Genomic DNA, 19,195 nt, shown 5'->3' with positions numbered 1-19,195 from the left:
AAGGTTGAACCTCGTTTGCCTCCGGGGAGGTTACAGGAGGAAAAATCACGTGAAGCCTCACTACATCATGGTAATTCTCTTGTTTATTCTCCTCACCGCGGGGTGCATCGAGCCCGTGGCCACCGATCCCGCAGGGGTTACGCCGTCACCCACAATGGACGCCACTACCGAACTTTCCCCCGATAATGCACCCTCACTCCGTGATTCAGCCTTCATCAGGATCGAGGAATGGGAGGACCCCACCGAATACACGGGTTTCTCCCCGCCGTCATACATCCCCGGGGAGTATACCCTCTACGGCCTCCTGATAGCCACTGTCTGGAACAAGACTTACGGCCACTACACGACGAGCGGCGAGACCCTGTGGTACGCGCGTAACGACACAATGCAGAACGCATCGTGGACTACCGATATGACGCTGCTCGAAATCACCTGGAGCAACTACGGGTACAACCCCTACGCAACAGATCAGATCGTTAACAGAGAACCAAAACCCGTTGATATCAGGGGATATCCGGGGCGGATCTACGAAACCGAATCGGAACGGCTGATCGCCTGGACGGCCGGAAACGCTACGTATCAGGTGCGTGGGTCGCTTGACCGCGACGAATTGATCCGGGTAGCGCAGTCGATCGCCTGTTAATCGGCGGATATCACAGAGGAGATAAACCGCGCCGCCCGAACACCGGAGATGGAGGTAACATGGAATGACCACAGAAATAGAGAGAAAACCGGACAGGATCGCGGGCGTTCTGGGCGCGCTCTTCGGCGTGTTCCTGTATTACCTCTGGGTCGCCGTGCTCATGGCGATCCTCTTCGCGTTCTTCGCGGAACCGAACGCAATGGGAGCATTCATAGTCGAATTCCCGCAGATGGTACAGATCTGGCTCAACACCGGAATGCTGCCGCTCTTCATCATCCTCGGCTACCACCTGTTTACCCGCGATACGATGCCTGAAGCGGAACTCCTTCCGGGTAGAGCGGGGCTTGCGGCCTCGGCCTCGGGTTTCCTCCTCTGACTCCTCGTGCTGGCGGCTCCGGAGGTTTCCGGGGTTGCCGTGGAGTATCCCTATTACGTCGCCGGGGGCTACGTCGTCATGCTGATCCCGGGTGTGATCTTCTGGAAAGCCTGGAGCCGGGAAGCGTGAGTCCGGCCACAGGAAGAAGCACCATCAATACCGAAAACAGAAGATGAATCAACAACCTTCGCCGGCGAAGAAACCGGGCTAAAGTATATCGCCAGACGAGTTGAATATCAGACCGATCGCCTCTACTCCGATCAAATGCAGGAGAGATAAGCCCATGAAGACCTTGAAAATCATCGTCGAGAAACACCCGGACAGCTATGTCGCCTATCCCCTGGGTCTGAAGGATATCGTCGTCGCGGAGGGGGACACCTGCAAAGAGGCGCTTCGCGAGGTGAGATCCGCCATACAGTTTCACATCGAGACCTTCGGAGACGAGGCGTTCGAGGACAACGATGTTAGGGAGATCTTCGTCACCGAAGTCGGCATCCAGATCTAATGCCGTGTGGTTACCAACGACATGTTCATGCTGCACGCTCTTCTCCTGGATCTCTCCATCTCCCGCTGGCTCACGTGAAGTGCGAGCGCAACGAGCTTGAGCACCGTCAGGTGTGAAGAACGACGAACCGAAGGACCGAAGTTCGAGCAACGTTAGGTGTGAAGGGAGTTACAGGTAACTACACTGGATTTCCCGTTCTTCGCGGCTTCGCGTGAGACTGTATCACTATCCTGCGCAATCAACTCACGTGAAGACCAGTTACCAGCGCTCCCCCATCGCGGGGCGCACCTTCTTACTCCCATACCCACAAACCTACTAACCATGATCACCGACCGCGAAAAAGCGGCCTTCGAAGCCGGGATCAAACTCGGCGCCCTCTACCATCAGTTCGTCGGGACGCCCATCGCCCGCGAGACCGCGGCGGCCGTTGAGGCCGCCATCGAGCAGGCCGTCGGGCTGCAGCCCTACGTGACCGGCATCACCGTCCGGCTGAACCGCGATATGATGGTCTCGAACCGGTTCGGCTACTCGGAACTTGCCGGGAAGATGTTCGATGCCGCTATCACGACCGAGGTCGGGACGGCCGTCTGCCGCGCCCGGATGCGCCTCGAGGACGACTACCCCATGATGGAGATCGTCGAGTTCCATGAAACCACCCGCGATACCGATCACTGACGACCATATCCACATCGACCCGGTAAACGGCCGGGGGATCGAGGCCGCGAAGGACTTTCGCCGCAGCGGGGGGACGCACATCTTCCTGGTCTCAAAACCCTCCTGGTCGCTTTCGGTCGAGCCGTCCACCGGAGAAGACTACCGCGAGGTCTTTGAAGCGACGCTCCGGGTGGCGGAGATGGTCCGGGAGACCGGACTCGTCGTCTACCCGGTCCTCGGCGTCCACCCGGCGGAGATAGGCCGGCTCGCGGAGAGGATGAGCCTTGAAGCGGCCGCCGGCGTGATGACGGCCGGGCTCGACCTCGCCGCCCGCTACGTCGAAGAGGGGCGGGCCGTCGCCCTCAAGAGCGGGCGGCCCCACTACGAGGTCGCGCCGGAGGTGCTTGCCGCCTCGAACGCAGTCCTCTTCCACGCCCTCGAACTCGGGGCCGACTGCGGCTGCGCCGTCCAGCTCCACGCCGAGAGCGGGCCGTGCACCGACGTCGTTGAGATGGCACGGCGGGCCGGTATCCCGGTTGAGAAGGTCGTCAAGCACTTCGCGACGCCCGACACACCCCTGATGCCCTCGTTCATCGCGCGGCACGAGGATATCCCCGCGCTCGCCCGGTCGGGCCGGCGGTTCACGATGGAGAGCGACTACATGGACGAGAACTCCCGGCCCGGCGCGGTCATCGGGCCGAAGTCGGTGCCGCGGTTCACGCGCCGGTACCTGGAAGAGGGGCTCATCACCGAAGAGGACGCCTGGCGCATCCATCGAGAGACGCCGTCGCGCACCTACGGCGTGGATATCGCGCTTCCTTAACGGAACTGCGCACCTTTTTGACGACTCCCGTCAAACGGTATGTGATGTACCTGAAAGTGCACCGCATACCGGGCGCCGGTGAAGTGGTGGCTGCCTGCGACGCTGATCTCATGGACGCCACCCTGATGCACGGAGACGTCGAGGTCTGCATCACCGGAGGCTTTTACGGCACGGAGCGTGCCGGCGAAGAGGACGTCCGGGGGGCCCTCGCGGGCGCGGAGAACGTCAATATTATCGGCAAGCGCGTCGTAGCCCTCGCCGTCGCCATGGGGCTCATCGCCGAGAAGGACTGTATCATGATCGGCGACGTCCCCCACGCCCAGATATTCAGGATCTGACCCATGACCATCCAGACGAGCATCTGCCCCCGCTGCGGGAAGCCGAGCGAGGAGGGACTCTGCCCGGAGTGCCGGGCCGCGGACGTGCGGCTGCTGACCTGCGAGCCGTTCGTGACCGCCGTCTACTGTCCGGTCTGCGAGTCGCAGAAGCGCGGCAAGACCTGGTCCGACCTGCAGATGCCGCGTGAGGATCACGTCACCGAGCTGGCGGTATCGGCGATGAGCATCCACGAGGACGCGAAGGATATCCGGGTCGCCGTCCGCGCCGAAGAGATAGCGTCGAACAGGACGGCCTGCACCGTCGAGGTGGAGGCGAGCCTGTACGGGGTTCCGGTCCGGGAGACCTGCAGTACCGAGATCCGCTGGCAGAGGGAGTCCTGCGACCGGTGCAGCCGCATCTCCGGAGGCTACTACGAGGGGATCGTCCAGGTGCGGGCGACCGGCCGAAAGATCAACGCCTACGAGCGGGAGGTCGCCACGAGCCTTGCGCAACAGACCGAGGAGTCGCTCCAGCAGTCGGGCGACCGGTTCTCGTTCATATCGGAACTCGAGGAGACGAAGGACGGCGTCGATGTCACGGTCGGGACGCAGCACCTCGGCCAGGAGATCGCGAGGGCGATCACGGGGGCGCTCGGCGGGCGGTTCACGACCCACCCGAAGCTGGTCGGGGAGAAGGACGGAAAAGCGCTCTACCGGATCACCTACTCTCTCCGGCTGCCGTTCTACCAGAAAGGCGACGTGGTGGTGTCCCATGGAAATTACTTCGAGGTGCGCGATATCGACGGGCAGCGCCTCCGGGTCTTCGATCTCGCGGCCGGCGTTGCCCGGACGCTCACCGAGGGCGAGGTCGAGCGCCTTCTCGGGAACGTGCGCGAGGCCGAGTCCGCGCTCGTCGTCTTCACGCAGCCGGGCCTCGTGGGGCTGATGGACCCGAAGACCTACCGGACGCGGGAACTCAATGCGGTTCCCTGGACGTTCCCGGTAGAGGGGGAGCCGATCCGGGTGCTCCGCGACGAGGAGCAGGACCGGCTGGTCATCGTCGGGTGAGTCTGGCATGCGTGCACGGAAGGTGCCGGCGGCCGCCCTCGCCGATATCGCGGACGCGGAGTGGGTGGACACCTCCCGCCGGCCGTACGTCGAGGGCGGCATCGCCTGGGTTCCGGTCAGGGAGGGCTATTCTGCCGATACGAACCTTCCCGAGCGGGAGACCTACCGCGGCCGCGGCTACCACCTGGTCGGCGATGTCGCGATTCTCCACGGTGAGGCACTGACAGAGGAGGAACTCGCCGCGATCGTGGAGCACTGCCGTCCCCGGGGCGTCGTCCGGGTGAAGGGGTTTATCGACGCAATGCGCATCCCGGAGGTAGAGATCCTCTACGGCACCGCCGGCGAGGTGCGGCACCGCGAGCAGGGCTACACCTTCTTCCTCGACCCGACGAGGGTGATGTTCGCGCAGGGAAACCGCAACGAGAAGGCGAGGATAGCCGCTCTCGTCCGGCCCGGCGAGCGGATCGCCGATATGTTCGCCGGGATCGGCTACTTCACCATACCGGCGGCCATGAGCGGCGCACGGGTTCACGCGATGGAGATCAACCCAATAGCCTTTGAATACCTGCAACGTAACATTATGGCAAACCACGTTGCAGACCGGGCCACGGGAGAACTCGGCGACTGCCGGGACCTCCTCTCCGGGGTCTACGACCGGGTCCTGATGGGGCATTTCGACGCGCTTTCGATGCTCGCCGACGCCCTCGCCCACGTCCGGGAGGGGAGCGTGCTCCACGTCCACAGCATCGGGGACATGAGCGAGACGATCCGGGAACGGGTGGGAGAGGCCGGGTTCTCGGCGACGGTGACCTCCCGACGGGTGAAGAAATACGGCCCGCACGCGTGGCATATGGTGCAGGATGTGACGATATCGTGAAGACGCTTTCGGGAAAGACGGTGGTGCTTGCCGTGACGGGGAGCATTGCGGCCGTCGAGACGGTGAAACTCGCCCACGCCCTGCGCCGCCGGGGCGCGACGGTGCAGGCGGTGATGACGGAGGCGGCAGCCGGGATCGTCCACCCCGATGCCCTGACCTACGCGACGGGGCGGCCGGTGATCACCCGGATTACCGGCATGGTGGAGCATGTCCTCTACTGCGGGGAGGGCGGGGAGGCCGACCTCCTGCTGGTTGCCCCCGCTACGGCGAATACCATCGGCAAGATCGCCTGCGGGATCGACGATACACCGGCCACGACCTTCGCCACGACGGCGCTCGGGCGGGGGATGCCGGTGGTGGTCGTCCCGGCGATGCACGAGAGCATGTACCGCCACCCCGGGGTCGCGGAGAACCTCGGACGGCTCCGCTCCTGGGGGATCGACGTCGTCGATCCCCGGATCGAGGAGGGGAAGGCGAAGATCGCCGACACCGATACGATCATCCTCCACGCCGAGCGTGCGGTCTCGGGCCGGCCGCTCGCGGGGAGACGCGTCCTCATCACGAGCGGGGCGTGCGCGGAGCCCCTCGACGACGTGCGGGTTCTCACCACCCGGTCGACCGGGCGGATGGGGAGAGAACTTGCGCTCGAGGCCTTCCGGCTCGGGGCCGAGGTGACGGTGGTGCACGCGGGGTCGATCCCCTGCGTGCGAAACATCCGCGCCACGAACGCCGGGGAGATGCGTGAAGCGGTTCTTTCGGTCTGCCGGGACGTCGGAGTCGACATCTACGTCAGCGCGGCCGCGATATCGGACTTTGCCCCCGAACGCCGGGAGGGGAAGATCCCGAGCGGTTCGCCGCTGACCGTCCGGCTCGACCCCCTCCCGAAGGTCATCGATGAGGTTGTGGCGGCCTGCCGCCCCGTGACGGTGGCGTTCAAACTGGGCTGGGACGAGGAGGAGCGGGCGAGAGCGATGCTTGAAGGGGGCGCGAGCGTTGTCGTCGTGAACGCCCCGCCGGCGATGGGCGCGGCCGAAGGATCGTTCCGGATCATGACCGCCGGCGGGACGCGCGACGTCTCCGGGAGCAAAGAGGAGGTCGCCAGGGCGATATGGTCCGAACTGCTGTAGCCTTCTCTCCCGGACACATCTCCGGCTACTTCCGGCGCGTCGAAGGAATCGGGCCGGAAGATACCGGGAGCGTCGGGGCCGGCGTGGTCATCAGCGAAGGGGTGCGCTCGACGGTTGAACCCGCCCGCGAAACAGGCGTCCGGGTGGTCCGGCAGGGTCACGCGAGCGCCGGGTCGCCGCCGGTCGAGTACGCCCTCGACCGGCTGGGGGTCACGGCCCGCGTCACGACGGAGTGCCGGCTCCCCATCGGCGCCGGGTTCGGCCTCTCGGCGGCGGCGCTTCTTGCGACGCTCACGGCCGTGAACCATCTCTTCGATCTCGGCCTCTCCCCGGACGAGGTGGCCGCACGGGCGCACGAGGCCGAGGTTCTCCACCGCACCGGACTCGGGGACGTCGCCGCGAGCATGTCCGGCGGGGTCGTCTGCCGGAAGGGGCCGGGAATCCACGCGGATATCACCCGGATTTATCCGGAAGAGCCGTTCTACGCCGTGAGCCTCGGCCCGCTCCCGACCGCCTCGGTCCTCTCGTCGCCGGCGACGATGGCGCGGATAGCCGACGCCTACCCGGACCGCTGCCCCCGCGACCTCGCCGACTTCTGCCGGCTTTCGCGGGTGTTCGCCGAGAAGAGCGGGCTCATCGTGCCGGAGGTGCACCGGGTGCTCGAGGCCTGCGACGCCGCAGGGGTTCCCGCCAGCATGACGATGCTCGGGAACGGCGTCTTTGCCTGCGGCGATGGGGCGGAGCAGGTGCTCTCTTTGTTCGGGGAGGCCTATACCCTCCGCGTCGCCCGCCGCGGCGCATACCTGATCGAGGCGAAACCATGATCCCGAAAGACCATCCACGCTACCGCTCCCTCGTCGCCCGCGAACGGCTGGCCCGGTGCGCCCGCGAGGGGATCGTCGCACCGGAGGGGCTCGCCGCCCACGGGCGCGGGGAGGCGTTCGACTACCTGATCGGCGAGAGGACGACCGAAAGCGCCGCCCTCGCCGAGCGGACGGCCGCGGCGATGCTTCTTGCCGCCCGTCACGCGGTGATATCGGTGAACGGCAACACGGCGGCGCTCGCGGCGGCGGAGATCGCGGCGCTCCAGCGGGCGAGCGGCGCCGACGCCGAGGTGAACCTCTTCCACCGGACGGAAGAGCGAATCGAGCGGATCACCCGGCTCCTTACGGAGCACGGCGTCCGTGTCCTCACGGGCACGCCGGAGCGGATCGTCCCGCTCTCCCACGACCGGGCGCTCTGCCTCCCGCAGGGCATCGGGGACGCCGACGTGGTGCTGGTGCCGCTCGAGGACGGGGACCGCTGCGCCGCGCTCCGGGAGATGGGCAAGACGGTCATCACCGTCGACTTGAACCCGCTCTCCCGGACCGCCCGCACGGCGACGCTGACGATCGTCGACGAGGTGACGCGCGCCATCCCCGCGATCACCGCGGCGTGCTCCACCCTTGAAGCCGGCGAGGCTGAACGACTGGTCGCCTCACTGGACAATACCTATCTTCTCCGGGCGGCAATAGATGAGATGAGAGAGAGACTGGCCCATGCTCTGGAGTGAGGTCTACCGCCCGAAAGGGTGCGACGATATCATCGGACAGGACGAGGTCGTTGGTCATCTGACGGCGTTTGCGGACTCCGGCAGCGTGCCCCACATGCTCATCTCCGGCCCGCACGGCACCGGGAAGACCGCGGCCGTCGAGTGCCTGGCAAAACGGCTCTACGGCGAGAACTGGAAGGCGAACGCGACCGTCTTCAGCGCGACCGACCTTCTCGGAAGGGGGAGGAGCGCGCTCGAGACGGACGAGCGGTTCAGCATGATCTACCGCAAAGACCGGAGCCTGATCGTCAACTTCAAGCAGATCGTGAAGTGGTACGCCTCGATGCGCCCGCTCGACGCCGACTTCAAGCTGATGGTCTTTGAGGACGCGCACGGCCTGACGTTCGAGGCGCAGCAGGCCCTGCGCCGGACGATGGAGCGATACAGCGCCACCTGCCGGTTCATCTTCGTCACCGTCCGCCCCTCGGCGATCATTCCCGCCATCGCGTCGCGCTGCCTGCCGCTCTTCTTCGCCCCGATCGCGAGCGAGCTCGTCCGGGCCCGGCTCGAGGAGATCCTCGCCGCGGAGGGCGCCGCGGTCCCGGACGACGATCTCGACCTGATCGTCCACGCCGCGCAGGGGGATCTGCGGCGCGCGATCATGTACCTGCAGATCGCCGCGAGAGCGGAGAAGGACTTCGACCTCGCGGAGGTCTCGCGCTCCGAGACCGCGAACGTCGCCGCGTCGGCGTTCGTCGCCCTCCGGGACGGCAACTTCGATGCCGCCCGCCGGATCGCCGAGTCGCTGATGATCGAGTACGGGCTCTCGGCGCGGGAGGTCGTCGGCGAACTCCGGCAGGTGGCCAGGCGCGAGTACAACCATCCTGCCCTTGCCGTCGCGCTCGCCGACGCGGATCTCCGGCTCTCCCACAACGCAAATGATTTTGTGCAGATCAATGCACTGCTTGCCCGGATCGCCCGGGAGGTGTTCAGTGAAGAAAGTACAGCAGCATTATGACGAGGTCGCAGATATCTACGACGAGCGCTACGACGGCAGCCGCGGGAAGTATTACCACGGGCACATCTCCGAACACGTGATGAGCGAACTCCCGAAGGGCGGGTTCCTTCTCGACGTCGGGTGCGGAACCGGGCTCTTCGTGCAGCGTTACGTCACGGAAGGGGGCCGGGCCTTCGGGCTCGACATCAGCCCGGGGATGGTCCGGCACGGCAGGCAGCGGTGCCCGGAGAGCGGGTTCTGCGTCGGTACGGCCGACGTCCTCCCGTTCAAGGACGCCACCTTCGACGCCCTTGCAAGCCTGCTCGCCTTCAGCTACGTCCCCGACGCGGAGGGGATGCTCCGGGAGTGCTACCGGGTCTTGAAGCCCGGCGGCCGGATCGCCGTCTGCACCTTATCAAGGACGGTCTTCACGAGCATCGTGCCGCTCGTCTACCAGATGGGGGAGAAGGTCGGTCTCAAGAAGGTGGGCGTCGGGTACTTCGGCGAACATTACTACACCAACGCCGAGATCACGGGGCTCTTCCGCGAGGCGGGATTTACGGACGTATCGGTCGGCCGGTGCTCGTTTGCGCACTTAAATCTCGCCGACCCGGTCTTCAACCTCGCGAGGAAGGTGGAGCCGTTCGTCGAGGAGAACCTGCCGTACCTGGCGTACAACGTCTGTGCGGCGGGGAAGAAGCCGGAGGATTAGGTCACGTCTGTGAGGGGACGCACGGGCCGTCCCCTGCTCTCACTCGACCCGGCCGCATGAGGAGGCTTCTTTTTTGCGATGTGGGGATAACGGAATAGTTATATCCCGTCTTTCCGAACTACTCCCCTATGGAGCCGGTCGATATCGTCCTGACGAAGGATACGTTCGAGGTTCTCGCATCCGAAACCCGGCTTGATATTTTAAAGACTTTAACCACACGCAGGATGACGATCACGGAACTCGCGGATAACCTCAACCTGGCAAAATCCACGGTCCATCACCACCTGCAGAGGCTTGCCGACGCCGGTTTCGTTGCCGCCGGGGACGACGGGCACGCCTGGGTGTACTACGCGCTCACGCCGGAGGGGCAGGCCCTCCTGCAGCCGCACGGCGGCGCCCGGATCTGGATCCTCCTGGCTGCGGGGCTGGCAAGCCTCGCCGGAGGGGTCTGTGCCCTCGCGGCCTTCCTGACCGCGCCGATCCGGGAAGTGCCGGTGCCCCCGCTCGCGGGAGGGGGAGTCCCGGTCCCGGAGGGACCTCCCGTGGAGCTGCTCGTTGCCGGGATCGCGCTTGTGGTTATCGGGGGAGTCCTCGTGACGTATGCCTGCGCCCGGTGGCGGAAGAGGCGTGCGGCGACGCAGTCTCCCAATCCTGCGGGTGGGGAAGCCACGCGACTGATATAGTTTTTGAACCCGTTCGACCGGGATCGAACGCTTTCGCCGATATTATCGTCTTCCTGCAGAAAGACTCCATGTGGATGCCCGGAAGTTACCCGGTTCGCGGATCTCCGGTCGCCCCGATGTCATCCATGGGAGAGAACGATGAAAGGAATGATACTCCCCGGAATAGGCATCCTGGTTCTGGCGCTCATTGTTGCGGGACTGGCTGTCTGTGGGACCGTACCTCTGAGCACGACTTCAGTCTCCGGTGAATCCGTAGCCGACGATAGCGTGGCGGCCGGGAACAACCGGTTCGCGTTCGACCTCTACCAGCAGCTTGCTAACGACCCGGCGCATGCGGGAGATAACCTCTTCTTCTCGCCCTACAGCATCTCGTCGGCCCTCGCGATCACCTGCGAGGGCGCTCGCGGCGCGACCGCCGACGAGATCGAATCGGTGCTGCACCTCCCAACAAACGAGACCCTCCGGCGGGAGGGATTTGCCGACCTCAATGCCGCCCTGAACCGGGGGAGCGGCAACTACACCCTCCGCACCGCAAACGCCCTCTGGGCGGAGGAGACCTATTCGTTCCTCCCGGCGTACATCGACACGGCTACCCGCTGGTACGGGGCAAACGTCACGAACCTCGACTTCATCAACGATTCCGAGGGGTCGCGGGAGACGATCAACCGGTGGGTGGAAGAGCAGACGGAGGATAAAATCCGCGACCTCCTGCCGCCCGGCTCGATCGACGACCTCACCCGGCTCGTGATCACGAACGCGATCTACTTCAAAGGCGCCTGGACCGGACAGTTCAACGTGAACGAGACAACGGATGAGGAGTTCCGGGTTGCACCGAACGCGACGGTGACTGTCCCGATGATGCACGGGAACGCCGTCTACCCGTACGTGGAGACCGATACTCTTCAGGTGCTCGAGATGCCGTACGCGCACGGGAACGAAACCGAACTCGCGATGCTCGTCCTTCTCCCCAAACAAGACAACCTGACGGCTGCGGAGGAGGCCCTGGACGCGGAGAGACTTGCAGGCCTGCGGGAGTCCCTGGTCTCGCAGAACGTCAGGGTCGTCTTCCCGAAGTTCACGCTGGAGACAGGCTACAGCCTCCCCTCGACTCTTGCGGCGATGGGGATGCCCACGGCGTTTACCGACGATGCCGACCTCTCGGGGATAGACGGCACGAACGACCTCTCTATCACCGGGATCTTCCACAAGGCGTTCATCGACGTGAACGAGGAGGGCACCGAGGCCGCGGCGGCGACCGGCGTTATGGTGGGGGGAGGTGTGGCACCCGTCTTCCGTGCGGACCACCCGTTTGTCTTCTTCATCACTGAGAAGGATTCAGGCACGATCCTCTTCATGGGGAGGGTCGTCAACCCCGAAGGCACGTGAAGGGGGGGACGGGAAGGGGCTGTTCCCCTCCGTTGTCAACGGATATCGGAGGAGGGGCGGCGTTCTACCCGGCGTCTCCTGTGCCGCCGAGCAAAGAGAGGAGCGCCACGACTTCCGCCCTGATTGCGGGGATATCGTGGTCCACGACCGCCCAGACCTCCTCAGGGTCCACGCGGAAGTATGCGTGAACCAGGATATTTCGAAGACCGATTACCTGTTTCCAGGGAACCCCGGGAGAAGTGTTTCGCAGGTTCGAGGGGAGACGTGAGGCTGCTTCCCCGATGATCTGGAGGTGATGCACCATCCAGACCTGCACCAGTTCATCTTGCAAAAAAGCATCTCTGCCCCGGACCGTATACCGCTCAATCCCCTCGATTGCTTCCAGGATGTCGAGGAGCCGGTCGATCCCGTCCCTCATAACGGTACTGCCTCTTTGAGGATCCGCTTTTTGTACCGCTCCTTGAGCGCCGTTTCCGTCACCACGTCCACCCGGCACCCAAGGGCCTCCTCCAGGTCCTGGATGAGCGCGATATGGTCGAGGAGGCTCCTGCCCTGCTCCAACTCCACCAGAAGGTCGAGATCGCTCTCCGGGCCCGCCTCGTCCCGGGCGACCGACCCGAAGACCCGCAGATTCCTGGCACCGTGCCGCCTGGCTATTGCGAGAATCCTGGACCGCTTCTCCCGGATCAGATCCTGTGTGACGGGCATTGCTGTTCAATATCTTCTATCGGGAGCTGGAGATATAAATTTGCCCCCGATGACCGCATCGTCAAAAAAACCTCAGGCAGGGCAAGCCCTCACTATGGGAACGGCCGTCATGCCCTCCCCGATAGCGTCGGGCAAACACCCTCTCAACCGACCGGCATGCCCCTGCAGGAAACCAGAGCATGGGCGGGGTGGGGCAAAAGCCGCTGACAAGAGTCGCAAAGATGCTGTGTTAGAGAATACACCATTCTCCTCACGAGGACCGGAGCCGGGAGAGGATCCGGAGCTTCTTTTCAAGCGCCGCCTCCGCCGCCCGCTCGACCCCGGCCTTCATCTCCTCGAAGTCCCGTTTGTCTTCGTCAACGACCTTCTTGACCGGGGTGTATGCCGACTCCCGGAACCGGGGGGTGAAGTCCCGGATCTCGCCGCCTACCGAGAGGACGGACTCGGGCGCTCCTTCCTCGACGTAGCCGACCTCTTTCATCGCGACGCCGGCGGACTCGACGACCCGCCGGATCTCCGGCGCAGCCCCGGGCGGCGCGACGACCAGGAGGGCGTCGAGCGATACGCCGAGGTAGTCGATCTCGAGGGCGTCGAGCATCTCGAGGACCTTGGGCCGGACGAGGGTGCGGAGTTCGTCCTCGACGACGACGATCCGGCAGCCGGCGGTCTCGGCCATCTCGTAGGCGTCGCCCCGGAGGCCGCCGTTCGTGACGTCGGTCATGGCGTGGATGCCGTTAAGAACGTCGCTCGCAAGCAGCGCCTCGCAGGCTTTGAGGAAGTGGAGGTTGATCGTCTCCTCGACGACGTCGGGGAACCCGGAGTAGATAGCGGCGGTGGCGATCGTCCCGCCGCCGGCCCCTTCGGTCATGAGGAGGACGTCGCCGGGGGCGATCTGTTTTCGGGCGGTGAGGTGCCGGGCGACGCCGACGGCGCCGACGCAGCCGGTCATCCGGGTCCCGAGCACCATGTCCCCGCCGATGCGGAGGGTGGAGCCGGTGACGAGCGGGACGCCCATCGCCTCGCCGACGGCGGAGACGCCTGCCGTGTAGTCGAATATTTTGGCGACGTCGCCGTCGTCGGCGACGTGGATATCGGAGAGGAGCGCGACGGGTTTTGCGCCCATGACGTAGACGTCACGGAGCGTCGCCCGGGTGACGTGGAACCCGGCGAGGAAGGGGAAGTCGGAGAGGCGGGAGTGCATCCCGTCGACGGTGGTGATGATGTAGTCCCCTCCGGCACGGACGGCGCCGGCGTCGTCCATCTCGTCGACGCCGACCGCGGCCTCCGTCCGGCCGATGATCCGGGCGAGCTGCCGGTGGGCGAAGAAGTCGCCGGAGCCCCGCGAGCCGACGCCGAACTCGCCCATGGTCGAACCGGAGGGTTCGAACGTAAAGAGGTCGCCGGAGAGCCCGGTCGAGTTCTTCGCTTCGGCAAGGACCGCCCGGGCGAATGCTTCGGCATAGGCGGGGGTTACGCGGTGATGCTTGATCGAGAGGATATCCCGGGAGAGAAGGCGCACGATCTCGTCGTCAGGGGTGCCGGCGGCGAGGTGCCGGCGGCTGATCTCTTCTACATCCATTGTAAGAGTGGTCGGTGCAGAACGAGATAAAGGAAATGGCGAACAAGAGGCAAAGATTCAAGCGGATCCCGGACGACACCTGATGGATGACGGGTGGAGAGATGATCGCCGCCTGCTCCGTCGCCGGTTCCGACTCGGGAGGGGGAGCGGGCATCCAGGCGGACCTGAAGACGTTTACGGCGCTCGGGGTCTTTGGGCTGACGGTCGTTACGGCGGTGACGGCCCAGAACACCCGCGAGGTGCGGGGGACCTGGATGCTCCCCCCCGACGCGGTCCGGGCGCAGATGGAAGCGGTCGCCGACGACTTCTTCATCGGGGCCTGGAAGACCGGGATGCTCGGGAACGCCCCGATCATCCGCACGGTCGCGGAGGCCCTGCCGGAAGGAGCCGCGCTCGTCATCGACCCGGTGATGGTCTCGACGTCGGGCCACCGGCTTCTTGCGGAGGACGCGGTTGCCGATCTCGTGGGACTGCTCATCCCGCGGGCGGCGGTCGTCACCCCGAATATCCCGGAGGCGGAGGTGCTCGCCGGCATGCGGGTTCGGACCGTCGAGGATATGGCCGACGCCGGCCGGCGGATCCTCGATCTCGGCGCCCGTGCCGTGGTGGTGAAGGGCGGGCACCTCGCGGGCGGCGCGGCGACCGACCTCCTGGTCGACCGGGAGGGGGAGATGCGGCTCTCCGGGGAGCGCTATCCCTACCCGGTGCACGGGTCGGGATGCTGCTTCTCGGCGGCGCTCGCGGCATGCCTTGCCCGGGGGATGCCTGTGGAGGAGGGGTTCCGCGCGGCAAGGAAGTTCATCGACACGGCCATCCGGGAAGCAGCGGGAGGGCCCGGGCCGGTCAGGGCAGTCAACCCGGGAGGAACAATCTTTCACAGGTCGTGAAACAATATTTCCCAAGACCTGCACCATTTTGATCATTCATTCCAGAATTCTCTTGAAAACTTGCGTTTCATCACCGGGCGGAACTCCGGCAAAACCCCCTTACCCCCCTCATTATCCGACAGAAACGAAAAATAATACACTCATATTATAAATACAAATGCGGAATTTTTATAAATAAAAACTTGTAACTACTGTATTGAATGGACGAGATCGACGATGCGATCCTTCGGGAACTGCAGAGAGACGGGCGAATGTCTATGGCAGAACTCGGCTCAATGCTGGGTATCGCACCGTCGACGGTCTTTAAACGGATCGAGAAACTGAAGAACGCCGGCATCCTCGAGCGGTTCACGATCGTCATCAACCAGAAGTGTTTCGAGCATACTCTGGTCGCTTTTCTGAACGTCAGGGTTCACCCCGACGGGAAATCGGAGGTCGAAGAGTTCATGCAGGGTCTCCCGAGCATCCTTGAACTCTACGAGGTGCTCGAACCCGGGGACTTCTTCATCAAGGTCCGGGTGCAGAACATATCCGAGTTGAAACGGAGCGTGCTCGTCCCCCTCTCCGGTCTTCCGGGAGTGAGGGATATCCAGACGATCATCTCGGTGAGGAAGGTCAAGGAACAGACATGAACGGATTGCAGATAGAAACCATACAGCAGATGCTTGCGATCGTGACGCTCCTTCTCGGAGTGCTCCTCATCGGCATCATCTTCAACGCCTACCGGATTGTGAAGCAGCCTACCCTGCTCCTCTTCATCTACGGGCTGTTTACGCTGGTCGTGGGGATCACGTTCGCCGATCTTGTGAGCGTCTTCACGCCCGATGAATTCATCATCGCCTGGTCGGCGATCTTCTCCCACATCGTGGTGGTCCTCGGCCTCTGCGTGATGGCGTACGGTATCATGAGAGGGTAACTATGCGTACCGGTACTTCGTTTGCCCGGGACTGGCAGCTGATCAAGGTGGCACGGTCGCTGCAACGGCACGACGTCACCGGATCGCTCGTGCAGAAGCTCCTCGCGGACGCTCCGGCCGGGCTCACGGAGCGGATCGCCGCCATCGCCAGGCGGCTCGGCGAAGAAAACGGAACGGAGCTTGTCACCCACGCTGAGGAACGGCTCGATCCCCCGACCCTGATGGAGGGGCTCCTCCTGACGTGGGGGATCCCCTGCGAGTCCACGGAAGCCGGCGACGGGGACGTGGCTATCGCCGTCGACGGCGCGGCGACGGCGGTCCGGGAAGCCTTCGCGGACGTCCGGGTGGCCGAACCCTACCTCGCCGGCTACGCCCGGGCGCTCCAGCGCGACGCGGTGCTCGAACGCGGCGCAGGCGGCAGGATGACGATCCGGTTCCCGCACCGCGACGAGTAGGCGGCGGCTCGTTCTTCGGCCGGGCCGCCGGCAGCGGCACGGGCTCGGCCGCATCTTTTAACGAGGTTTTTTTGCAAATAGTTATATTCTGAGCGGTCGGTTTGCTTATTTACAGCATTTCATCGCTAAAGGGAGATTGTATGAAGACGGACGGAATACGTGCGTGCCAGAGCTGCGGGATGCCGATGAGCGCGAAGGAGCAGTTCGGGACGGAAGCGGACGGCGCACCCTCGAAGGACTACTGCACCTACTGCTACCGGGACGGGGCCTTTACGAACCCCGGGATCACCATCGACGAGATGGCGAAGATCGGCGGGGGGATGATGTCGCAGATGTATGCGATCCCCCCCGAAAGGGCGGAGGGGTTCGCGAAGGAGCAACTCTCGTGTCTGAAGCGGTGGGCGGGGAGGGAGATTCCCCTCTGCGAGAGCTGCGGGATGCCCCTTGCCCGGGACGAGGACGCCGGGACGGAGGCGGACGGGTCGCGGAGCACGCGGTACTGCACCTACTGCTACCGGGACGGGGGGTTCACGGAGCCCGATCTGACGCGGGAGCAGGCGGTCGAGCGGTACGCGCCGATGATGGCCGCGAACCTCGGGATGCCCGTCGAGAAGGCGGGGGAGATGGTCGCCCGGTACCTCTCGACGCTGCCGAGGTGGCGGGAGTAGGGGCGGTCCTCCCGTCCAACCGGGTTCCAGGAGAACTCTTATATCCCCCGGTCCATAAGATCGATACAGGAGAGGGATGGCTTGAGTCTGCGTGCCGATCTGCTTGAGCGGCGGGAGGAGATCCTTAGAGTCGCAGCCGGACACGGCGCCCGCAGGGTCAGGGTCTTCGGGTCGGTGGCCCGGGACGAGGAAACCCCGGAGAGCGACCTCGACCTCCTCGTCGAGTTCGAGCCGGGAAGGAGTCTCCTCGACCAGATCGCTCTCGCTCAGGACTAAAAAGACCTGCTCGGCCGCGAGGTCGACGTGGTGACCGAGGGAGGACTGCACTGGTACATCAGGGACCGCATCTGCCGGGAGGCCGTGCCGCTGTGAAGGATACCCGGCTTTGTCTCATTCACATGCTTCGTCACCACTGACACCACCCATATCCTGAGCGACCGCGACCGGATCGAGGAGATCCTGCCAATATCTTATCCGGTTCTCCGGGCTGGCTAATCAAATGAATTATGTAATCCTACACAGATATGAGCAGATGAGGGGATGGGAGGATTCGTAAGAGCGACTCTTCTCCGTCATGCGATTCAACGAACATCTGCAGGGGATGATCTAAGATTATGAGGCACCACAGATGAGTGCAGAAGAACAGCTGTTCAATTTTGATGGACTGGTAGGGTCTATCCACCACTTTCATGATGAACTGGTTACTCAGGCCAGTCGTGCGGTCAATATCAGCCTGACGCTCAGAAACTGGCTCATTGGTTGCTACATTGAGGAATACGAGCGTTCCGGCATTGATCGTGCGGATTATGGAGACAGGCTGATGGACAGGCTTGCAGAAATCCTGACGGCTCAGGGGATATCACGTTGCGACCGCGGGAGTTGTACCGATATCGGCGGTTCTATCTCACCTATCCACAGATTGTGGGGGCACTGCCTCCACAATTGACGCAGTTCCTGAATGCATCGGTTCGGCAGAGACTTTTCGCTGGATCGGGGATTGACTTCCAGGATAGCAGATCTCTGATTGTGGAGTCAGCGACTCCACAATCCCGCATTGCAGGGAAGATATTGATCTCCAGACTCTCCTTTACCCATCTCGCGGAGCTCATCAATCTGGAGGACGAAACCAGGCGCGCTTTTTATGAAGTCGAGTGCATTCGCGGTAATTGGTCGGTGCGCGAGTTGAAACGTCAGATCAACAGTCTATATTATGAACGCTCCGGGCTCTCGACCGATAAAAAGAAACTTTCAGAGCTGGCACAGCAGAATGCAGAGCAGGCCAAGCCTAATCTGGCTATCCGTGATCCCTACATCTTCGAATTCCTGGGACTCAAGCCTGAAGAAGTAATGAGCGAATCACATCTGGAAAGTCAACTCCTCAAGAGGTTGGAAGCATTTCTTCTCGAGTTAGGCCACGGATTCTGTTTCGAAGCCCGGCAGAAACGCATACTCATTGGCGGCGAGCATTTTTTTGTGGACCTGGTTTTTTACCACCGTATTCTCAAATGCCATGTACTGGTGGAGATGAAACTGGATGGTTTCAGTCACGAAAACATTGGCCAACTTAACACCTATGTGAGCTGGTATAGAGAGAACGTGATGACTGAAGGAGATAACCCGCCGGTGGGCATCCTGCTCTGCACCCATAAAAATCAGGCGCTGGTGGAATACGCTCTGGCAGGCATGGACAACAATCTCTTCGTCTCCAGGTATCTGCTAAAATTGCCGGGAAAAGATGAAATGCAGGCTTTTATTGAAGAACAAATACGTTCCGGACTTTGAGACGGAAATAAGAGGATATCGGATAAAGTTCGGGATCGCTTTGTGCGTCCGGGGCGATCCACTCATCTCCAATCATCGCGATGAGGAACATCCTTATCCACCACTATTTTGGAATCGACCGGGACGCGGTCTGGAACGTGGTCGAAGATGACCTGCCGGCGCTGAAGAGACGACTCCTGTCCTTGACTAAGGAGTAGCGGCTCCGGATTGTGGTCGAGGCAGGACACCGGAGCAGCATCTACCGTTAAGAACGCGGACGACCCCGCCGCTCCGGCCCTCCGCCACACCTGCCGCCCCTGGGGACTGCGATGCCCACGTCCCCGGGAGACAGTACTTCACTCGTTTCGGCACCCGAGACTGAGCAATGCGGCCTCGTACAATACGGAAACGAGGAGTTGGCAGCACTCGGAGACCGGACTTCGCACCTTGCGGTGCTCGAGCTCTGTTCCTGATGGAACATCGCACTTCGCACCTTGCGGTGCTCGAACTCTGTTCCTGATG

The 19,195-nt window shown here is 63.4% G+C and carries 27 protein-coding genes; 24 read left to right on the top strand and 3 right to left on the bottom strand.

All coding sequences use genetic code 11. The features are described from left to right. Positions 1 to 49: 49 nt before the first annotated feature. The 15 genes from SZ63_RS08395 to SZ63_RS08325 all read left to right on the top strand — a co-directional run bounded on the left by SZ63_RS08395 (position 50) and on the right by SZ63_RS08325 (position 11,699). On the top strand, positions 50 to 643 hold the full coding sequence (locus SZ63_RS08395) for a DUF4367 domain-containing protein (protein ID WP_048184152.1): 594 nt from the start codon (positions 50 to 52) through the stop codon (positions 641 to 643). A 64-nt stretch (positions 644 to 707) separates the two neighbouring features. Then, positions 708 to 1,019 carry a hypothetical protein gene (locus SZ63_RS08390; protein ID WP_241481294.1) on the top strand — a complete coding sequence of 104 codons (312 nt, stop codon included), beginning with the start codon at positions 708 to 710 and terminating at the stop codon, positions 1,017 to 1,019. 283 nt (positions 1,020 to 1,302) lie between these two features. Next, complete coding sequence (locus SZ63_RS08385) at positions 1,303 to 1,524, top strand: type II toxin-antitoxin system HicB family antitoxin (RefSeq protein WP_011844084.1); 222 nt, start codon at positions 1,303 to 1,305, stop codon at positions 1,522 to 1,524. 321 nt (positions 1,525 to 1,845) lie between these two features. After that, entirely contained in the window at positions 1,846 to 2,199 is a 354-nt protein-coding gene (locus tag SZ63_RS08380; RefSeq protein ID WP_048184150.1) for a dihydroneopterin aldolase family protein, read from the top strand. After that, positions 2,171 to 3,001, top strand: a complete 831-nt coding sequence (locus SZ63_RS08375) for a TatD family hydrolase (RefSeq protein WP_048184148.1) — start codon at positions 2,171 to 2,173, stop codon at positions 2,999 to 3,001. The genes SZ63_RS08380 and SZ63_RS08375 overlap by 29 nt, the downstream gene beginning before the upstream one ends. Positions 3,002 to 3,045: 44 nt before the next feature. Continuing rightward, positions 3,046 to 3,339, top strand: a complete 294-nt coding sequence (locus tag SZ63_RS08370; protein WP_048184146.1) for a DUF424 domain-containing protein — start codon at positions 3,046 to 3,048, stop codon at positions 3,337 to 3,339. A 3-nt stretch (positions 3,340 to 3,342) separates the two neighbouring features. Beyond that, positions 3,343 to 4,386, top strand: coding sequence for a 60S ribosomal export protein NMD3 (locus tag SZ63_RS08365; protein ID WP_048184144.1), 1,044 nt, complete (start codon positions 3,343 to 3,345; stop codon positions 4,384 to 4,386). A 7-nt stretch (positions 4,387 to 4,393) separates the two neighbouring features. Then, positions 4,394 to 5,263 (top strand): class I SAM-dependent methyltransferase, encoded by an 870-nt coding sequence (locus tag SZ63_RS08360; RefSeq protein WP_048184142.1) that lies wholly within the window; start codon positions 4,394 to 4,396, stop codon positions 5,261 to 5,263. Then, on the top strand, positions 5,260 to 6,390 hold the full coding sequence (coaBC, locus tag SZ63_RS08355) for a bifunctional phosphopantothenoylcysteine decarboxylase/phosphopantothenate--cysteine ligase CoaBC (protein WP_048184140.1): 1,131 nt from the start codon (positions 5,260 to 5,262) through the stop codon (positions 6,388 to 6,390). Before SZ63_RS08360 ends, coaBC begins: the two co-directional genes overlap by 4 nt. Then, a complete protein-coding gene (locus SZ63_RS08350; protein WP_048184138.1) occupies positions 6,372 to 7,214 on the top strand; it encodes a pantoate kinase in 843 nt (280 codons plus the stop codon). Before coaBC ends, SZ63_RS08350 begins: the two co-directional genes overlap by 19 nt. Next, positions 7,211 to 7,942 (top strand): 4-phosphopantoate--beta-alanine ligase, encoded by a 732-nt coding sequence (locus SZ63_RS08345; RefSeq protein ID WP_048184136.1) that lies wholly within the window; start codon positions 7,211 to 7,213, stop codon positions 7,940 to 7,942. Before SZ63_RS08350 ends, SZ63_RS08345 begins: the two co-directional genes overlap by 4 nt. Beyond that, positions 7,929 to 8,939: an AAA family ATPase gene (locus SZ63_RS08340; RefSeq protein ID WP_048184134.1), complete on the top strand. Its 1,011-nt coding sequence runs from the start codon at positions 7,929 to 7,931 to the stop codon at positions 8,937 to 8,939. The genes SZ63_RS08345 and SZ63_RS08340 overlap by 14 nt, the downstream gene beginning before the upstream one ends. Beyond that, the gene (locus SZ63_RS08335; protein ID WP_048184132.1) at positions 8,914 to 9,630 is read left to right on the top strand and encodes a class I SAM-dependent methyltransferase; all 717 of its coding nucleotides are present in this window, start codon (positions 8,914 to 8,916) and stop codon (positions 9,628 to 9,630) included. Before SZ63_RS08340 ends, SZ63_RS08335 begins: the two co-directional genes overlap by 26 nt. A gap of 128 nt (positions 9,631 to 9,758) precedes the next feature. After that, on the top strand, positions 9,759 to 10,313 hold the full coding sequence (locus SZ63_RS08330; RefSeq protein WP_048184131.1) for an ArsR/SmtB family transcription factor: 555 nt from the start codon (positions 9,759 to 9,761) through the stop codon (positions 10,311 to 10,313). 138 nt (positions 10,314 to 10,451) lie between these two features. After that, positions 10,452 to 11,699, top strand: coding sequence for a serpin family protein (locus SZ63_RS08325; RefSeq protein ID WP_048184129.1), 1,248 nt, complete (start codon positions 10,452 to 10,454; stop codon positions 11,697 to 11,699). 64 nt (positions 11,700 to 11,763) lie between these two features. Here the strand turns inward: SZ63_RS08325 and SZ63_RS08320 are convergent, their stop codons facing one another. From SZ63_RS08320 to SZ63_RS08310, 3 genes are all read right to left on the bottom strand, one after another. Beyond that, on the bottom strand, positions 11,764 to 12,117 hold the full coding sequence (locus SZ63_RS08320; RefSeq protein WP_048184127.1) for a HepT-like ribonuclease domain-containing protein: 354 nt from the start codon (positions 12,115 to 12,117) through the stop codon (positions 11,764 to 11,766). Beyond that, on the bottom strand, positions 12,114 to 12,407 hold the full coding sequence (locus SZ63_RS08315) for a nucleotidyltransferase family protein (protein WP_011844070.1): 294 nt from the start codon (positions 12,405 to 12,407) through the stop codon (positions 12,114 to 12,116). The genes SZ63_RS08320 and SZ63_RS08315 overlap by 4 nt, the downstream gene beginning before the upstream one ends. A gap of 250 nt (positions 12,408 to 12,657) precedes the next feature. Next, positions 12,658 to 13,986: an AIR synthase-related protein gene (locus SZ63_RS08310; protein WP_048184124.1), complete on the bottom strand. Its 1,329-nt coding sequence runs from the start codon at positions 13,984 to 13,986 to the stop codon at positions 12,658 to 12,660. An 86-nt stretch (positions 13,987 to 14,072) separates the two neighbouring features. Between SZ63_RS08310 and thiD the strand changes: the two genes are divergently transcribed. The 9 genes from thiD (at position 14,073) to SZ63_RS08270 (ending at position 18,891) form a co-directional block, all read left to right on the top strand. Then, positions 14,073 to 14,873, top strand: a complete 801-nt coding sequence (gene thiD / locus SZ63_RS08305; RefSeq protein WP_241481293.1) for a bifunctional hydroxymethylpyrimidine kinase/phosphomethylpyrimidine kinase — start codon at positions 14,073 to 14,075, stop codon at positions 14,871 to 14,873. Positions 14,874 to 15,073: 200 nt separating this feature from the next. Then, positions 15,074 to 15,505 carry an Lrp/AsnC family transcriptional regulator gene (locus SZ63_RS08300; protein WP_048114171.1) on the top strand — a complete coding sequence of 144 codons (432 nt, stop codon included), beginning with the start codon at positions 15,074 to 15,076 and terminating at the stop codon, positions 15,503 to 15,505. Continuing rightward, positions 15,502 to 15,789, top strand: a complete 288-nt coding sequence (locus SZ63_RS08295) for a hypothetical protein (protein ID WP_048184120.1) — start codon at positions 15,502 to 15,504, stop codon at positions 15,787 to 15,789. Before SZ63_RS08300 ends, SZ63_RS08295 begins: the two co-directional genes overlap by 4 nt. 2 nt (positions 15,790 to 15,791) lie before the next feature. Beyond that, on the top strand, positions 15,792 to 16,244 hold the full coding sequence (locus SZ63_RS08290; RefSeq protein WP_048184117.1) for a hypothetical protein: 453 nt from the start codon (positions 15,792 to 15,794) through the stop codon (positions 16,242 to 16,244). Between the two features lie 140 nt (positions 16,245 to 16,384). Continuing rightward, positions 16,385 to 16,912 (top strand): zinc ribbon domain-containing protein, encoded by a 528-nt coding sequence (locus tag SZ63_RS12460; protein ID WP_052959114.1) that lies wholly within the window; start codon positions 16,385 to 16,387, stop codon positions 16,910 to 16,912. An 81-nt stretch (positions 16,913 to 16,993) separates the two neighbouring features. Then, the gene (locus tag SZ63_RS08280) at positions 16,994 to 17,188 is read left to right on the top strand and encodes a nucleotidyltransferase family protein (RefSeq protein WP_241481292.1); all 195 of its coding nucleotides are present in this window, start codon (positions 16,994 to 16,996) and stop codon (positions 17,186 to 17,188) included. 352 nt (positions 17,189 to 17,540) lie between these two features. Then, complete coding sequence (locus SZ63_RS13190; protein WP_241481291.1) at positions 17,541 to 17,858, top strand: DUF1016 N-terminal domain-containing protein; 318 nt, start codon at positions 17,541 to 17,543, stop codon at positions 17,856 to 17,858. Next, the gene (locus SZ63_RS08275; protein ID WP_241481290.1) at positions 17,834 to 18,694 is read left to right on the top strand and encodes a PDDEXK nuclease domain-containing protein; all 861 of its coding nucleotides are present in this window, start codon (positions 17,834 to 17,836) and stop codon (positions 18,692 to 18,694) included. Before SZ63_RS13190 ends, SZ63_RS08275 begins: the two co-directional genes overlap by 25 nt. A gap of 56 nt (positions 18,695 to 18,750) precedes the next feature. Beyond that, positions 18,751 to 18,891, top strand: a complete 141-nt coding sequence (locus SZ63_RS08270; RefSeq protein WP_338151818.1) for a HepT-like ribonuclease domain-containing protein — start codon at positions 18,751 to 18,753, stop codon at positions 18,889 to 18,891. Positions 18,892 to 19,195 lie beyond the last annotated feature (304 nt).

This window comes from Methanoculleus sediminis (assembly GCF_001017125.1).
In the GTDB taxonomy this organism is placed as follows: Archaea; Halobacteriota; Methanomicrobia; order Methanomicrobiales; family Methanoculleaceae; genus Methanoculleus; species Methanoculleus sediminis.
This window is presented reverse-complemented; position numbering and strand designations above follow the sequence as displayed.

Coding starts and splice junctions, on each gene's coding strand:
- SZ63_RS08390 (WP_241481294.1), top strand. CDS start 708: ATGACCACAGAAATAGAGAGAAAACCGGACAGGATCGCGGGCGTTCTG.
- SZ63_RS08385 (WP_011844084.1), top strand. CDS start 1,303: ATGAAGACCTTGAAAATCATCGTCGAGAAACACCCGGACAGCTATGTC.
- SZ63_RS08380 (WP_048184150.1), top strand. CDS start 1,846: ATGATCACCGACCGCGAAAAAGCGGCCTTCGAAGCCGGGATCAAACTC.
- SZ63_RS08375 (WP_048184148.1), top strand. CDS start 2,171: ATGAAACCACCCGCGATACCGATCACTGACGACCATATCCACATCGAC.
- SZ63_RS08370 (WP_048184146.1), top strand. CDS start 3,046: ATGTACCTGAAAGTGCACCGCATACCGGGCGCCGGTGAAGTGGTGGCT.
- SZ63_RS08365 (WP_048184144.1), top strand. CDS start 3,343: ATGACCATCCAGACGAGCATCTGCCCCCGCTGCGGGAAGCCGAGCGAG.
- SZ63_RS08360 (WP_048184142.1), top strand. CDS start 4,394: ATGCGTGCACGGAAGGTGCCGGCGGCCGCCCTCGCCGATATCGCGGAC.
- SZ63_RS08350 (WP_048184138.1), top strand. CDS start 6,372: ATGGTCCGAACTGCTGTAGCCTTCTCTCCCGGACACATCTCCGGCTAC.
- SZ63_RS08345 (WP_048184136.1), top strand. CDS start 7,211: ATGATCCCGAAAGACCATCCACGCTACCGCTCCCTCGTCGCCCGCGAA.
- SZ63_RS08340 (WP_048184134.1), top strand. CDS start 7,929: ATGCTCTGGAGTGAGGTCTACCGCCCGAAAGGGTGCGACGATATCATC.
- SZ63_RS08330 (WP_048184131.1), top strand. CDS start 9,759: ATGGAGCCGGTCGATATCGTCCTGACGAAGGATACGTTCGAGGTTCTC.
- SZ63_RS08325 (WP_048184129.1), top strand. CDS start 10,452: ATGAAAGGAATGATACTCCCCGGAATAGGCATCCTGGTTCTGGCGCTC.
- SZ63_RS08320 (WP_048184127.1), bottom strand. CDS start 12,117: ATGAGGGACGGGATCGACCGGCTCCTCGACATCCTGGAAGCAATCGAG.
- SZ63_RS08315 (WP_011844070.1), bottom strand. CDS start 12,407: ATGCCCGTCACACAGGATCTGATCCGGGAGAAGCGGTCCAGGATTCTC.
- SZ63_RS08310 (WP_048184124.1), bottom strand. CDS start 13,986: ATGGATGTAGAAGAGATCAGCCGCCGGCACCTCGCCGCCGGCACCCCT.
- thiD (WP_241481293.1), top strand. CDS start 14,073: ATGACGGGTGGAGAGATGATCGCCGCCTGCTCCGTCGCCGGTTCCGAC.
- SZ63_RS08300 (WP_048114171.1), top strand. CDS start 15,074: ATGGACGAGATCGACGATGCGATCCTTCGGGAACTGCAGAGAGACGGG.
- SZ63_RS08295 (WP_048184120.1), top strand. CDS start 15,502: ATGAACGGATTGCAGATAGAAACCATACAGCAGATGCTTGCGATCGTG.
- SZ63_RS08290 (WP_048184117.1), top strand. CDS start 15,792: ATGCGTACCGGTACTTCGTTTGCCCGGGACTGGCAGCTGATCAAGGTG.
- SZ63_RS12460 (WP_052959114.1), top strand. CDS start 16,385: ATGAAGACGGACGGAATACGTGCGTGCCAGAGCTGCGGGATGCCGATG.
- SZ63_RS13190 (WP_241481291.1), top strand. CDS start 17,541: ATGAGTGCAGAAGAACAGCTGTTCAATTTTGATGGACTGGTAGGGTCT.